Origin of the sequence: Nonlabens sp. YIK11, from assembly GCF_001413925.1 — a bacterium.
Lineage (GTDB): Bacteria > Bacteroidota > Bacteroidia > Flavobacteriales > Flavobacteriaceae > Nonlabens.
Genome location: NZ_LBMJ01000001.1, coordinates 1,196,424 through 1,211,658 on the forward strand (window position 1 = coordinate 1,196,424; position 15,235 = coordinate 1,211,658).

Annotated in this window: 15 protein-coding genes; 10 read left to right on the forward strand and 5 right to left on the reverse strand. The window is 40.6% G+C overall.

All coding sequences use genetic code 11. The features are described from left to right. Positions 1–22: 22 nt before the first annotated feature. Both AAU57_RS05325 and AAU57_RS05330 read left to right on the forward strand, forming a co-directional pair. The gene (locus tag AAU57_RS05325; RefSeq protein WP_055411931.1) at positions 23–964 is read left to right on the forward strand and encodes a type IX secretion system membrane protein PorP/SprF; all 942 of its coding nucleotides are present in this window, start codon (positions 23–25) and stop codon (positions 962–964) included. 9 nt (positions 965–973) lie between these two features. Then, positions 974–2,953 carry an OmpA family protein gene (locus tag AAU57_RS05330; protein ID WP_055411932.1) on the forward strand — a complete coding sequence of 660 codons (1,980 nt, stop codon included), beginning with the start codon at positions 974–976 and terminating at the stop codon, positions 2,951–2,953. A 565-nt stretch (positions 2,954–3,518) separates the two neighbouring features. Here AAU57_RS05330 and AAU57_RS05335 read toward each other — a convergent pair. The 3 genes from AAU57_RS05335 to AAU57_RS05345 all read right to left on the reverse strand — a co-directional run bounded on the left by AAU57_RS05335 (position 3,519) and on the right by AAU57_RS05345 (position 6,401). Further along, complete coding sequence (locus AAU57_RS05335; protein ID WP_082438552.1) at positions 3,519–4,169, reverse strand: fasciclin domain-containing protein; 651 nt, start codon at positions 4,167–4,169, stop codon at positions 3,519–3,521. Between the two features lie 196 nt (positions 4,170–4,365). After that, a complete protein-coding gene (locus tag AAU57_RS05340) occupies positions 4,366–5,235 on the reverse strand; it encodes a flagellar motor protein MotB (protein WP_055411933.1) in 870 nt (289 codons plus the stop codon). 224 nt (positions 5,236–5,459) lie between these two features. Beyond that, positions 5,460–6,401, reverse strand: coding sequence for a mechanosensitive ion channel family protein (locus AAU57_RS05345; protein WP_082438553.1), 942 nt, complete (start codon positions 6,399–6,401; stop codon positions 5,460–5,462). A gap of 189 nt (positions 6,402–6,590) precedes the next feature. On the opposite strand from AAU57_RS05345, the gene era reads away from it, so the two are divergent. The 6 genes from era to dnaG all read left to right on the forward strand — a co-directional run bounded on the left by era (position 6,591) and on the right by dnaG (position 12,296). After that, positions 6,591–7,481: a GTPase Era gene (gene era / locus AAU57_RS05350; protein ID WP_055411934.1), complete on the forward strand. Its 891-nt coding sequence runs from the start codon at positions 6,591–6,593 to the stop codon at positions 7,479–7,481. A 201-nt stretch (positions 7,482–7,682) separates the two neighbouring features. Next, positions 7,683–8,246, forward strand: a complete 564-nt coding sequence (locus tag AAU57_RS05355; RefSeq protein ID WP_055411935.1) for an RNA polymerase sigma factor — start codon at positions 7,683–7,685, stop codon at positions 8,244–8,246. Beyond that, complete coding sequence (locus AAU57_RS05360) at positions 8,236–8,994, forward strand: hypothetical protein (RefSeq protein WP_055411936.1); 759 nt, start codon at positions 8,236–8,238, stop codon at positions 8,992–8,994. Before AAU57_RS05355 ends, AAU57_RS05360 begins: the two co-directional genes overlap by 11 nt. 78 nt (positions 8,995–9,072) lie before the next feature. Further along, positions 9,073–10,179: a hypothetical protein gene (locus AAU57_RS05365; protein ID WP_055411937.1), complete on the forward strand. Its 1,107-nt coding sequence runs from the start codon at positions 9,073–9,075 to the stop codon at positions 10,177–10,179. Between the two features lie 33 nt (positions 10,180–10,212). Beyond that, the gene (locus AAU57_RS15285) at positions 10,213–10,335 is read left to right on the forward strand and encodes a hypothetical protein (protein WP_262491929.1); all 123 of its coding nucleotides are present in this window, start codon (positions 10,213–10,215) and stop codon (positions 10,333–10,335) included. Further along, the gene (gene dnaG / locus AAU57_RS05370; protein ID WP_055411938.1) at positions 10,332–12,296 is read left to right on the forward strand and encodes a DNA primase; all 1,965 of its coding nucleotides are present in this window, start codon (positions 10,332–10,334) and stop codon (positions 12,294–12,296) included. The genes AAU57_RS15285 and dnaG overlap by 4 nt, the downstream gene beginning before the upstream one ends. A gap of 1 nt (position 12,297) precedes the next feature. On the opposite strand, the gene AAU57_RS05375 is transcribed toward dnaG, so the two are convergent. Then, positions 12,298–12,927 (reverse strand): response regulator, encoded by a 630-nt coding sequence (locus AAU57_RS05375; protein WP_055411939.1) that lies wholly within the window; start codon positions 12,925–12,927, stop codon positions 12,298–12,300. A gap of 106 nt (positions 12,928–13,033) precedes the next feature. Then, positions 13,034–13,822, reverse strand: a complete 789-nt coding sequence (nadE, locus tag AAU57_RS05380; RefSeq protein WP_055411940.1) for an NAD(+) synthase — start codon at positions 13,820–13,822, stop codon at positions 13,034–13,036. Between the two features lie 50 nt (positions 13,823–13,872). On the opposite strand from nadE, the gene AAU57_RS05385 reads away from it, so the two are divergent. Both AAU57_RS05385 and gldC read left to right on the forward strand, forming a co-directional pair. Further along, a complete protein-coding gene (locus tag AAU57_RS05385; RefSeq protein WP_055411941.1) occupies positions 13,873–14,850 on the forward strand; it encodes a hypothetical protein in 978 nt (325 codons plus the stop codon). Next, on the forward strand, positions 14,851–15,198 hold the full coding sequence (gene gldC / locus AAU57_RS05390; protein ID WP_055411942.1) for a gliding motility protein GldC: 348 nt from the start codon (positions 14,851–14,853) through the stop codon (positions 15,196–15,198). The last annotated feature ends 37 nt before the right edge of the window (positions 15,199–15,235 follow it).

Here is a 15,235-nt window from a genome sequence, read left to right on the forward strand (position 1 = left end):
AATTAATAACAACAAAAACGGAATGATGAAATTTTTAGTTAGCATATTTCTTCTTTTAATAGGTTATAGCGCCTTTGGACAGCAAGATGCTCAATACACTCAATATATGTACAACACCATCGCGATTAACCCAGCTTATGCTGGGAATCGCGGTATGTTGAGTGCGATTGCATTACACCGCAGTCAGTGGGTTGGACTTGATGGAGCACCAGAAACCCAAAGCATAAGTCTACACAGTCCAGTAGGTCTTGGGCGATTGGGACTAGGTCTCTCAATTGTTAATGACAAGTTGGGTCCATCTAGTGAAACCTATTTCAATGGTGACATTAGTTATACCATACAGACCAGTGTGGAAGGGCGATTGAGTTTTGGTTTAAAATTGGGTGCTCATGTGCTCGACGTCGATTTCAATAAGTTGAATTTACCTCCTGGAACCGTTGATCCTGCTTTTGAAAACAATATTGACAATCGTTTGACACCTAACATTGGTACAGGTATCTATTATCATACAGATAAATTTTATGCCGGTTTGAGTGCGCCTAACTTATTGCGTAACGAGCATTTTGAAGCTTCAAACAATACCAATAACAATTCATCATTTGTAGCAGCAGAGCGTATTCACTATTACTTGACCGGTGGTTATGTATTTGATATCAACCCTACTTTGAAATTCAAACCTAGTACCATGATAAAAGCTGTTGCTGGTGCACCTTTACAAGTCGATCTTACGGCTAATTTCTTGATCAGTGAGAAGTTGACCTTAGGCGCTGCGTATAGATTGGACGCTGCAGTTAGTGGTTTGATAGGATATCAGGTAAGTGATCAGGTAAGCCTTGGTTTTGCCTATGACCGTGAGACTACAGAGCTTGGTAACACACAATTTGACGATGGTAGTTTTGAGGTGTTTGTTCGATTTGAACTCTTTAACTCCTACAATCGCATGTTGACGCCTAGATTCTTCTAAGACCTAGTTATGACAAACAACGTGAGAAGATATGGTATTGCAATGTTGCTGGTATTTGTGTTCGCTTTCGCGAAAGCGCAAACAAACCCCAACAAAACATCACCAAAGGCAGAAAGAGAGTACGACAAATACGCCTTTATCGATTCAAGGGAAATCTTTGAAAAGATGGCCAATAAGGGATTCAAGAGTGTGGAGATCTTCTCAAAACTTGGAGACACGTATTACTTTAACAACGATTATCAAAATGCGTTGAAATGGTACAATCAACTCTTCAAGTTGGATAATGAGACCATTCCTTCAGAATATTATTTTAGATACGCCCAAGCGTTGAAAAGTGACCGCCAGTATGCTAAAGCAGACCGGTTGCTAAAAACTTTTGCGGTCAAAGGCGAAAAGGATAGCAGATTACAATCTTTGGAAAATGCACCCAATTATCTAACGATAGTTGATTTCCAAAAGGGAAGATTTGAGGTAGAACCCGTTTCCATAAATACAAATTATCAGGATTTTGGAACGGCGTATTACGGACCAGCGCAAGTGGTTTTTGCTAGCGCAAGAGATACCGGTGTTTTCTACAAGAGACGTCATTCCTGGAATGAGAAACCATTCCTGGATCTTTATGTGGCAGATCGTGATCAGCAAGGGAACATGAGTAATGTAGAGAAGTTTGATTCTAGGATCAATTCCATCTTTCATGAGAGTACACCTACATTTTCTAAGGATTTGAATACCGTTTATTTCACTCGTAACAATTATGAAGATGGCACATTAGGAAAGGATGACGAGCGAGTAAGCAGACTACAGATCTTTAAATCTGAAAGAAAGGACGGTAAATGGAGTGAGCCGCAAGCCGTCGAGTTTGCTGAAGGCGGATTCAGTACTTCACATCCAGCGCTTACGCCTGATGGGAAGACACTATACTTTTCAAGCGATATGCCTGGAACTATGGGAACTGAAAGTACCTTCAAGGAAACCGACATATGGAGAGTCACTATTGAAGACGACGGCTCTTACAGTGATCTAGAAAACGTAAGCATTGTTAATACAGAAGGCCGTGAAAGCTATCCCTATATCAGCCGTAGCGGCAATCTGTATTTTGCCAGTAATGGGCTGCAAGGTTTAGGTGGACTTGACATTTTTGTCTCTACCATCAATAAAGATGGATCGCTTAGTAATCCAGTCAATATAGGTGAGCCTGCAAATAGTCCAGATGATGACTTTGCTTTCATCGTTGATGAAAGTGTCAATACGGGTTACTTTAGTTCTAATAGGGTGAGCCAAGGCGAGAATGACGACATCTATAGATTTGTACAGATTGAAGACCTGAGAGAAACCTGTGAGCAAATCATTACAGGCACCGTGACCAATGCGATCACCAAAGAAGCTCTAGAGGACGCCATGATTTCTGTGGTGGATATCAACAACAACATTGTCGTTACCAGACGGTCAGATAGAAATGGGAAGTACGCTTTAAAACTAGAATGTGATAAGACTTTCTTCATTAGAGCAGAAAAGCGAGAATTCAATACTGCAGAGGAACTTGTTAATACACCTACAACTACTGGTGTTATTGAAGTTGACCTGGCACTTGATCCAGAATCCTATAAAGGTAGAGTTGGAGATGATTTAGCTAAGCTTCTCAATTTGAACCCGATCTACTTTGATTTTGATATGTCCTTTATACGTGAGGATGCTGAATTAGAACTGCAAAAAGTACTGTCGGTTCTGGAAGATAATCCAACGATGACCATTGATATTCGTTCGCACACAGATAGTAGAGGAACCAAATCCTATAACGAGAGGTTATCAGATAGACGTGCAGCAAGTACGAGAAACTATCTAATTTCTAAAGGAATTGACGAGGCTAGATTGACTTCAAAAGGTTATGGTGAAAGTCAATTAGTCAACAAATGTTCTGATGGTGTGGAATGTACTGAAGAACAACATCAGGATAATAGAAGATCTGAGTTTATCATAATATCCATGTAAAACTCAAGAATCATTCATAATCACTTTAAAAAGAGTCGCTATTAAGCGACTCTTTTTTCTTGTCTGAGTTTTAGAAGCATTGCTTGTAGCGTAATTTAAACAGTTAGCCTTGGATTTATTAGAATTATATTGAAATACCATTGTCGTTGTCCAATCTGCTTAAAACAGATGTGCAACGCTAAATAATAGAGTATACGGCTTTCTAGAACCGTAAGATCGAGTAATCATTAAGCATCTAGATGTAATCTTACAAAAGCTCATAAACGTACCAAGCCTTAACAAGTAAAAGTATTACAGAAATTTGTCTGCGGCCCATCAGAGAGCCTATAAAGCAAATTCGCATGACTACTTGGTGATCACTTAATTACTGCCTCCAGAACGACTATTAGTTATTTAATTGGAATGCACCTTTATCTAACTCAGAATGTAGTTGCCAATCATAATTAAGCCAATTCTCAGGCTTTTAATAAAGATGTTTAAGTGCTTACTTACCCTAAAAATTAACGCACAAAAAAAGCCTGAAACGTATGTTTCAGGCTTTCCTTAAAAGTTATAATCTAAAAGATTATGCAGGCATCAATACAGTATCAACTGCGTGTACAACACCGTTAGATTGTTTTACATCAGCAATGATTACAGTAGATTTTCCACCTTTTGCATCAGTAATAACAACTTTACCATCTACAACACTTGCAGTTAGTTGTCCACCGTTGACGGTATCTAAAGTTGCAGTACCACCATTTTGTTCGATCATGTTCATCAAACTAGCAGCATCAACGTTTCCACTTACTACGTGGTAAGTTAAGATTCCTGATAATTGTTCTTTGTTTTCTGGTTTTAGCAATGTAGCTACAGTTCCTTGTGGTAATGCGTCAAAAGCTGCATTGGTTGGAGCAAATACTGTAAATGGTCCATCACTGTTTAAAGTTTCTACTAGACCTGCTGCTTGTACCGCTGCAACTAGAGTAGTCAAATTATCTGCTTTAGAAGCATTTTCTACGATAGTTTGGTCAGCGTACATTTTTGCACCACCTACTTCAACAGCCATAGCTTCACGTTCTGCCATTCTCTCTTCTTCCATTCTTAGAGAGTCTGCAGTGCGCTGTTCCATTTCCATTTTTTCAGCTTCCATTTTTTCTTTTTCAGCATCTTTACAAGACACCATGGTTAGTGTTCCTGCTAGAATTGCTACGCTTAATACTTGTGTAAATTTCATAATTGTTGATTTAATTGAGGTGTAAATATATTGTGGGAAACACCATTAGAAACTACGTCTAACGTAGGTTTATCAATTGATTAGCTAATATTTAACAATAAGGCTGGTTTCTTACATATAATATCCTAATATTCAAGCAAATAAAAAACCGCCTTAACAACTGTTCAGACGGTTTTCTTATCAAAAATGGGTGTTTTTACTTCTCAGATTCGTCCAAAACGGCTAGATCACTATCCAGCATCGCAAAGAATTTATCTAGATTAGGCATGATCACGATCTGCGTACGTCTATTTTTTGCCATGTTTTCTCTGGAATCATTGGCCACTATTGGATCATAGCTAGCTCTACCTGCAACGATTAGCTGCTCTTGTGGTACGCTAAATTTGGAATTCAATCTGCGAGCAATGGCAGCAGCACGTTCTGTACTCAAATCCCAGTTGTCTTTAATGTAGCTGCCTTCTTTCACCGTGCGACTGTCGGTATGACCTTCTACGAGAACTTCAAGTGATGGCTCAGAATTTACCACTGCAGCAATCTTTGATAGAATACCGTCTGCTTTGCTTCCCACGCGATAACTACTGTCGCCGAATAGCAAATCGTCGGCAATTTGAATCATCACCACAGTATTCTCAATTTTCATATCCACCTGCTTACCAGCATTCTCGCCTTGCAAACGTTGTGACATCTTGTAGCTTATGGCCAGGTTGAGACTGTCCTTAAGATTGGTCGCTGTTGCCAGTTGTTCTTGAGGTACATTTTTAAGCGTACGTCTCATGGCTTGCTTGTTCTTTTCAGAAACGGCAAACTCGCCATTGTTTGAGGTGACCAGCATGCCTTCCTTGTCAGACTGCAGGGACGCAATCTTCTCGTTGTAGCGATCAACTCGCGTTTCAATCGCAGCAAATTTGGCTTCTAGATCTTCCTTCTCGACTCTCGTCTTCAATAGTTCAGATCTGGTGTTGTTGTAATCGGTTTCCAGTTCGTTGTATTTTTTCTTTGATACACAACTTGCTAGAACGGCTGCCATGGTTAGGGCACCAACAGCCTTGGTTAACTTGTTATTCATAATTAGGGTTTTTAGGTTGCATTGAAAACCCTCATATTTTTGATCTAGTATAATCCTGGTATTAGAGTTTTGTTAAAGAATGCTAAGGTTTTACAAAGTGAGTCCTTTCAAAACTGGTTAGTTAAGTGCAAATGGATTGTGGTGGCATCGCTTTCGCGAAAGCGTAACACAAAAAAATCCCAAGACTCAAAGCCTTGGGATTTGCATTTAATTTTTAGTTCCAACTATTCCGCACTTGAAGGCGCGGTACCGTCCATCTGTAATTTATTGTTGAATTCTAGTGTACGGATAGGGAACGGTATGTTGATATCGTTAGCATCATATACTTTCTTGATCGCCAGGATCGCATCACTTTGCGCTTGTAAATTTTGCTTATTCTTGACGGCATCCACCCAGAATCGAATGATAAAGTTGATACTGCTATCGCCAAATTCCTGATAGAAAAACTCCACTTCTTCACCATCTTTCTGCGGGAATTTCTCGCTAACGGCATCAATGGCCAGTTGTTTACAAAATTCTAGGTCCATTTTATAGCCTACGCCACATCCCACAACCACACGCATGCGTGGTGTCAAAGAAAAGTTCTTTAACGGGTTGTCAATGATCGTTTTGTTGGGAATGATTACTAAGTTGTTATCGGACTGCTTAATGATGAATTTATCCAATTGGATCTCCATGACCTCACCAGCAAAGTCTGTCGTTTCTATCCAGTCGCCCACACGCACTTGCTTACGGAATGACAGGATGATACCGCTAATAACGTTAGACATCGAGCCTTGTAGTGCAAGACCTATTACCAGTCCAGAGATACCAGCACCTGCAATGATACCTTGAACCGCATCATTGAGCTGTAGAACACTCATGGCGATGAATATGCCGCCCAGAACTACAATTATAGCTACCGCTTTACCAGCAAGTCTTCGAACACTCGCTTGCGACACCTTGCTTTGCAGCACTTTTTGAATACCTCGATCTACATACTTGGAGACAAAATAGGCAATGATCAATACAATGATTGCGATACCTATATTAGGTAAGTGTGCAATAAATGAGTTGTACCATCCAGCCAGTTGATCCCAGATCAACTCGCCGCTATCTTTAATTTCAGTGGTTTTTTTTGCGGCTTCCTGCGTTTGCGCTGCCGCTTCTTGTAAAAATGTCATCATAGATTCAAAAATAATTTCTTTATTTCTGGATTTTATAAGGCTTAACAGCTTTTAACGCTTTTAGTTCAAGGTTGGTGCTATTTCTTTAAACATCTTTAAGAGTTTTTTCATAAATCAAAGGATGTGTCACAGGTGCGACGATTCATTTAATATCGCACGCATCTATAAAAATGCCGTTATCTTTGTCCCATGGAACACAAGGCAGGATTTGTAAATATCGTTGGGAATCCCAATGTAGGGAAAAGCACATTGATGAATGCGCTGGTAGGCGAGCGCCTATCCATCATCACTAGTAAGGCACAAACGACCAGACACAGGATTTTGGGTATCGTCAATGGTGACGATTTCCAAATTGTTTTAAGTGACACACCTGGTATCATGAAGCCAGCCTACAAACTGCAGGAAAGCATGATGGAGTTTGTAAAGAACGCCTTTGAAGATGCCGATTGTATCCTATATATGGTGGAGCTGGGCGAAAAGGAATTGAAGAACGAGGACTTTGAAAAGCGACTCACCTTTGCAGAGGTTCCTATCATTGTGTTGATCAATAAGATTGACAAAGGTGACGAGACCCAACTCGCCGAAGCCATGAAACACTGGAAAGAACGACTTCCCAATGCAGAGATCTTTGCGATAAGTGCCTTGGAAAACTTTGGAGTACCGCAATTGCTGGATAGGATCATAGAGATGCTACCAGAATCACCAGCATATTATCCTAAGGATGCCTTGACTGACAAGCCAGAACGATTTTTTGTCAACGAGAGCATACGCGAGAAAATCCTTATACATTACAAAAAGGAAATTCCATATTCCGTAGAGATTGATACTGAAGAATTCTTTGAGGACGAGACCATCATACGCATACGGTCTGTCATCATGGTAGAGCGCGAGACCCAGAAGGGCATCATCATAGGCCATAAGGGAACCGCCATCAAGCGTGTAGGCGTTGAAGCCCGCAAGGATTTGGAAAAATTCTTTGGCAAGCAGGTACACTTGGAATTGTACGTCAAGGTCAACAAGAACTGGCGTAGTGACGAGAAGCAGTTAAAACGCTTTGGTTATAAAGGCGAGAATAAATAAGAAGTTCGCTTTCGCGCCTGCCTGTCGGCAGACAGGAAAGCGAAACACCTCAACATCAACCATCACAAATCAAATGCTCTCTGAATAGGGAGCATTTTTTTTGATGTACTTTGACCTCACCAAAGATTTCAGGATTTTTTTAAAATTTCAGGCAACCATTTAAAAAGTGTTGTGTCTATGTAAATAGAAAGCAACCAAAAAGTGAAGGTGATTCAACTTTATACCAACGAGAAAAAGCTGATTGAGAAAGCTGCGCAAGGTGACCGTAAGGCGCAACGCAGGCTCTATGACAAGCATGCCGGTAAAATGTTGAGCGTTTGTCGCCAGTACATTTCACCTATCGAGACCGCAGAAGAAATCATGCTTAACGGTTTTTTCAAGGTGTTTACAAAACTGGAGACCTTTAATCACGAGGGAAGTTTTGAAGGTTGGGTGCGACGCATCATGATTAGGGAATGTTTGAATTTCCTGCGTAAAAAGGATCCATTCAAATGGAGCAGTGAGATTGATGAAGGAAAGTTTGAAGACGAACCCGAAGAGGAAGCTGAGGATGTGCCGCTGGATCAAATACAGCAATGCATTGACCAGTTGCCAGACGGTTACAAAAGTGTTTTTGTAATGTATGTGATTGATGGCCTCAAACATCATGAAATTGCCACAATGTTGGGCATTAGTGAGAATACCAGCAAATCACAATTTAGAAAGGCACGATTGCTATTGCAGGAAGAAATTAACGAGATTAAAAAGAAGCGCTATGAAGCTTAATAATATAAAGAACAAATTTGACGATCGTGAGATACAGCCCAGCGCTGACTCATGGGACCGACTTTCTGAGCGACTTTCTACCATCGAGAAGAAGAAAAAGCAACCTGTAGTACTTTGGTTAAGTGGTATCGCCGCCATCCTAATTTTGGGACTACTGGCAGCGCCTGCCATACTCTTTAATGATACCATAGACCCAACTGGAAGTGAAATCGTCATTGAAGAAACATCTACCCAGCAAAAGGATCTTGATCTAGAAGCTATGGAACCGGTTCCTGTCATCAAAGAGCAACCACAAGATGCTGTCGCAATAACTGATAAGGATGCAGCTGTAACAGATGAAGTAAAAGCTAAAAGAGTACCATTAGAAAGTAAGAAGTTACCTATCCAACCCAAGAAGGTGACAGACATTGCATCTATAGAACGAAAGGATGAAATAATAGAACAAAACGCTATCGCCGCATCCACGACAGATTTTAATACACAGGAAACCGTTGAACAAGAAGATACTTCTTCTTTAAACGAGGTAGATCAGCTGCTGGACAATGCGATGAAAAAAATAGCCCGTAAAAAGCAAATCAATAACAGCGTGGCAGCGATTAGCAGTAGTTCGGTAAATCCGCAAAAGCTTTTAAGAGAAACCGAATGGGACATAGAAGCTCAAAACCGCAATAAATTGGAAAATACACTGCTCGATGGTCTAGGCAGATTGAAACGAGAAGCCGTCGCGCTTATCGATAGAAACCAGTAAATCAAAACAACATAAAATAATAATAATCAGCTATCTAAATATAGCAGACAGGAACCTCTCATTTTAAACTCAACAATCATGAAAAAGCAATTACACTTTATTACCATCATTTTAATGCTTGCTGGAATGTTTGCCAGCTGGGCACAAACCACAAGAGACACCACTTATGTAGATGGTAAAACAGTCATCACTGTTACCGATAAATCAGCGCAGGATTGGGGCAATAAGATTGATAAGGAAATCAAGGCGCTGGAACAAGAAAAGCAACTCTATGAGTCCAACCAGAGAACGGCCCTTGCAGAACAAATTGAAGAAATCAATTCAAGAGTAGGCAAATGGAAAAACTATACTGAAGCGATGGCTCAAAAAGATAAGGAAACTGTAGCCGCGTTCTATGCCGAAAAAATATCCAGACACAATGAGATGATCGATTCACAAATCGAATTTGCCAAAGTAAAACAGTTCTCCAACGGTGAAGGTTCAGCAGTCGTGGCAGACTTCAGTGATGGTGTCAATATTTCTATCAAAAAGAGAAATAAGCAACTAGAGAAGAATGTGTACACCAACTCCGGGTTCACGCTAGGATTTGGCTATAACTATATCGATGGTGAGAACCTAGGCATCGATGACTTTAGCTATGGGAACAACAATTATTTTTCATTGGGTTACAATTGGGTGACCGCGCTTAATAAAAGTCAGACACTGCGTTTTAAGTACGGTCTTGAATATCAAACCCAAGGAACAGAGTTGAATGGTAATCGTGCCTTTACCATTTCAGATCCTAATAATACTCAAATAGAGCGACTTAACTTTGATTTTGATAAGGCAAAATTCCGTCAGGACCAATTAGTGGTACCCGTTCATTTTGAATTTAGTGGAACAGACCGCAAGGAGTATGAAGATGGTCGCGTGCGCTATCTTGATTATGATAAATTCAAATTTGGTATCGGTGGTTATGCAGGGTTTAATTTGAGTTCACGTTTGAAATACAAATATGAATTGGGTGGTGAAGACATCAAGCAAACCAATGTGAACGCCTTTGATAACAATGCCTTTGTATATGGTCTTGACGCATATTTTGGTAAAGGTGACCTTGTGCTTTTTGGTAGAATGGGATTGAATGATATCTTCAAATCAGGTTCTGTAGATGGTCAATATGTAGCCTTTGGGATAAGGTTTCAGTAGTTTTTTGAATTAGCCCATAAAAAGTCTCTGTGTATGCAGGGACTTTTTTGTTGGTCTCGCTTTCGCGAAAGCGAACCCATCACCATCATTTTTCCTATTTTTGAAGGTTCCAGGCAGCGTATCTCAAACCGCTTGCCCAATGCCAAAATCCCATGATCGCACGTACCACTGTTGATGCAGTTTTTGACGCCGCTCGAGTAGAAGAGGTGATAGGTGATTTTGTGCAATTGAAAAAATCAGGGTCTAATTTTAAAGGCCTGAGTCCATTCTCTGACGAGCGTACGCCTAGTTTTATGGTATCGCCAGTGAAGCAAATCTGGAAAGATTTTTCCAGTGGTAAAGGTGGCAATGCCGTCACTTTCATCATGGAGCATGAACATTTCACCTTTCCAGAAGCCATTAAATACCTCGCCAACAAATACGGTATTGAAATAGAGGAAACCGAGCAAACCGACGAGCAAAAACAGATGCAGGATGAAAAGGAGTCCATGTTTCTGGTCTCAAAGTTTGCGGCAGAATGGTTTGCAGGACAGCTCAAAACTGATGAAGGTCGCGCCATTGGTTATAGTTACTTCAAGGAACGCGGCTTTACGGACGAGACGATCAATTACTTTCAGTTAGGCTACTCTCCAGAACAATGGAGCGCCTTTACAGATGCCGCTATCAAGGCTGGCTACAAAGTTGACTTTCTTGAAAAAACTGGACTTACCATTGTTAAGGACGATAAGCAGTTTGATCGCTTTAAAGGGCGCGTGATGTTTCCCATAAGAAGCATGTCTGGAAGAGTTTTAGGTTTTGGCGGTAGGATTCTGGACAGTTCCAAAAAGGCAGCAAAGTATCTCAATTCACCACAAAGTGAGATCTATGACAAGTCCAAGGTGCTTTATGGCATCTATGAAGCAAAACAAGCCATGGCCAAAGAAGGTTTGTGTTACCTGGTAGAAGGTTACACAGATGTAATACAACTCTATCAAGCAGGCATACAGAACGTGGTCTCCAGTTCTGGAACAGCACTTACTACTGAGCAAATACGATTAATAAGCAGGCTTACCAAAAATATTACGGTACTCTATGACGGCGACGCTGCTGGATTGAGAGCCGCCATACGTGGTATCGATTTGATTCTTGAAGCAGGAATGAACGTGCGTGTCTGTACTTTTCCAGAAGGTGAAGATCCAGACAGCTTTGCAAAATCCCATACAGAATCAGAGATAAGAACCTTCTTGAAGGACAACGCTGTTGATTTTATCAGATTCAAATCTGGATTGTTGAAGGATGAGGCGGCTGGTGACCCTATCAAGAAGGCAGGAATGATACGCGAGATCGTCCAAAGTATTTCTAAGATTCCTGATGAGATCTCACGCGAAATCTACGTACAGGAAAGCGCCGCAATTCTGGATATAGGTGAAGATGTCTTGTTTTCCACATTGGCTCAAATGCGCAATGCAGAGATTAGTGAGGTAAGAAAAAAGAATCGTCGCGAGCAGGAAGCACAGACGATGCAAAAGGTCCCTAACGCACCAGCGGCTGCGGTGGTGGATCGACGTGAAGTGCTGGAGCGCAACATCATTAGAATCCTATTGCTTTACGGTGATCGTAATGAAGAGTTCATTGAGGAATATATCCAGGAGCCTGACGGTAATGAAATCGAGGTCATTAAGAAAAAGGAAAGTAAACCTGTTTATGAGAAGATATTCTTGGACCTTCAAGAAGATGAGGTAGAATTCTCAAATGCCTACTTCAAAAACCTATACCCTAAACTGATCGATATTTTCTTGATGCAAGGAAAAATTGATGTGAATACCGTGATGTCAGAATTAGAGGATCAAGAAGCCCAACTTATTGCAGATCTCATCATGGATGAAGACCGTTACCAATTGAGCAAATGGGAAGAGAAACAAATTTTTGTCAAGCAAAAGGATGATACTGTGGCTACCTATGTGACAGACACCATTCTTAACTTCCGTAGGTTGATGATTGCAGAAAAGGTAAAAGCACTCTATTCAGATTTAAAACCTTCTACAGATGAAGAAGATAATCTGGAAGCTCTAGCCTCTGTTATTGATTACAATAAATTGAACCAACACTTAGGAAAAAGGCTTAATCGAGTAATTTAATTTACTTGGTAGTGATTTGTAGTAATCTGGATTGGTGGATCAAATCTGCAATATTATCCACATTCAATTTTTTCAACAGGCGAGTTTTATAGGTGCTTACCGTTTTCTCGTTGATGGAAAGATCTTGGGCGATTTCCTTGTTACGTTTACCTCTAGACAGTAGATTGAGTACTTCTATCTCTCTAGTAGAAAGCGTTTTGAATTTAAGGATTTCTTGTTTTTCAGAATCAGAACTCTTTTTGTTTTTGATGTTTTCAGAAATGAATCTTTCACCTTTAACAATAGTCAGTAATGCGTGCTTTACTTCTTTGACCGTACGGGTTTTAGAAATGAAACCTTGAGCTCCTGCTTTCAATGAAGAAACGGCATAAATCTCTTCAGGATGGCAACTTACTACTAGTACTTTAAGATCTGGGAAATGAGTTCTAATTTGTCTTAGAGAACCTACTCCATTAGAGTTGGGTAAATCAATTTCTAGAATCAGGACGTCTGGCTCCTGTTTTTGTATTTCAGAAATCAAAAATTTACCATCCTCAACTTTTCCTTTAAATTCAAATGTCTTGTCGCCTTTCAACATACATTTCAGTCCACGACGAAATACGGGATGATGATCAGCTATAAGTATTTTCATTTACAAAAGTTAAATGTTGATTGGTACAAATATAAATTCAACTATAATACTTCCTACACAAACATTCGTAGGTATAAACCTACTTTACAATACTTTATGAGTTCTTTTATCTTAAATTGTGAGTAAATTCCCAAACAGGAATTGGCTTCATTTTATGTTGGTTTCTTGTGTTGTAAGAAAAGTAGATATCAAGTATTTCTTTCTCTCTACCTGTAAAGGAGTCAATTGACTTGCCTTCAGCTAGTTGGTTCATGGCCCATTCCAATTCATCGTAGGAAGCGCCTATTTGATCTTCATCCGTACGCTCTGCACCATAAAGTCCATCGCTAGGCGCAGCCTTCATAATGCTCTCTGGCACTTTTAAGTGTGCTCCCAGTTTATATACCTCGCTTTTCATTAGATCTGCAATAGGACTGATGTCCACGCCGCCATCACCATATTTAGTGTAAAACCCAACGCCAAAATCTTCAACCTTATTTCCCGTACCAGCAACCAGTAAGCTGTTCATGCCTGCATGAAAATAGAGTGTCGTCATGCGCAACCTCGCTCTGGTATTACCTTCAGTTAGTGCTCGTACGGCATCTGGCCCACCATCAGGCATGGCCTTTACAAAAGTGTCAAACACAGGCGTGAGATCACTACGCTCATCTCTTACATTTACAAAACGCTCCTTGAGTTGCGCGATATGTTCGTGGGCACGCGTCACATGGTCTGCATGCTGGTGTATGGGCATGTCCACACAAAGCACGTCAAGTCCAGTCATGGCGCATAGTGTAGAAGTTACTGCGCTGTCAATACCACCACTTACGCCCACAACATAACCTTTAACACCAGCGTTGAGTGCATAATCCTTAAGCCATTTTGCGATCGCCGTCGCTACTTTTTCTGTTTGCATAATCGTATTTTTGCCTTTCAAAGTTATTTCTTAAGTCGGACAGTTCCTATATGATTAACAGGATTAAAACGGTTTTAGTGGTTCTCGCTTTCGCGAAAGCGATCATATCATGCCATACCGCAAACCCACAAGAGCAGGAAATCAAATCGATCCCATTGCAAGTGGACCTTATCCAGTTTCATGAAGAATTTGCCACGGCACCATCCAATGATTTGGATAACCTTAAGGGCAAATACCCAGCATTTTTCCCCAAATACGTTCCAGATAGCGTATGGATGGATAAAATGGAAGGCCGCGATACCATTCAAAATGTTCTTGAAGAAGCAGTTGGTAATGCCGGTTTTGATTTTGAAGAAATCAAAGAAGAGATAGAGCTGGTCATGAAACATGTGGAATATTATTTCCCAGAGTTTGAACCAACTCCCATAATTACGGTGCTTAGTGAGGTAGACAATGATCTTAAAGTGTTGCCTACGCCTAATTATCTTATCATAGGTATTGATAACTATCTAGGTGCAGACCATGAGCTCTATGCAGGCATCAATAGATACAAAGCGGTCACGCTGGAAAGGGATCGCATACCGGCAGATGTTGCATTGGCATATGCTAAATTGTTTGTTCCGCCTACTAACAGCCGTCAGTTCTTGGAGCAAATGATTTATTACGGCAAGCTTCATTATCTACAACAAAACTTTGCACCATCATCCAGTATCGCCCAGATCATGGGTTATGCAGAAGATAAGGCTCAATTCTCACTAGAGAATGAAGAACAGATCTACCGCTATTTTGTGGATAGGGAACTTTTATACAGTACAGATCCAAAGCTACTTACCAGATTTATCCTGCCGGCGCCTTTTTCTAAGTTTTATCTGGAAATAGATAACGAGACGCCAGGCGGCGTGGCACAATATATAGGATGGCAAATAGTAGCCAGCTATGCCGAAAACAATAATGCAAGCCTACAGGATGTGATCAACACACCTGCCGAAGAAATTTTTAATCAATCCCGATACAAACCAAGATCCTAAATGTCAAAGAACAAACGATCAGAAATCAAGATAGGAATAGAACTGGATGAGAACCGTGTGCCAGAAAACATCGTATGGAGCGCTCCAGACGGTGGCGTGGATACTGCAGTAAGTAAAGCCATGATGGTGTCCATGTGGGATAGTGTAGAGAAGGAAAGTTTCCGTATCGATCTGTGGACAAAAGATATGCCTGTGGATGAGATGCGCGTGTTTTTCCACCAGACCTTGGTAAGCATGGCAGATACCTATCATCGCGCCACCAATGACGAAAAAATGCGTGACACCATGCTAGACTTTTGCGACTACTTTGCAGAAAAGCTGGAGTTGAAGAAAGGGGATTCTAAATAAGAATCTAGATACGAGAGCATACCTAACATGCGATTAA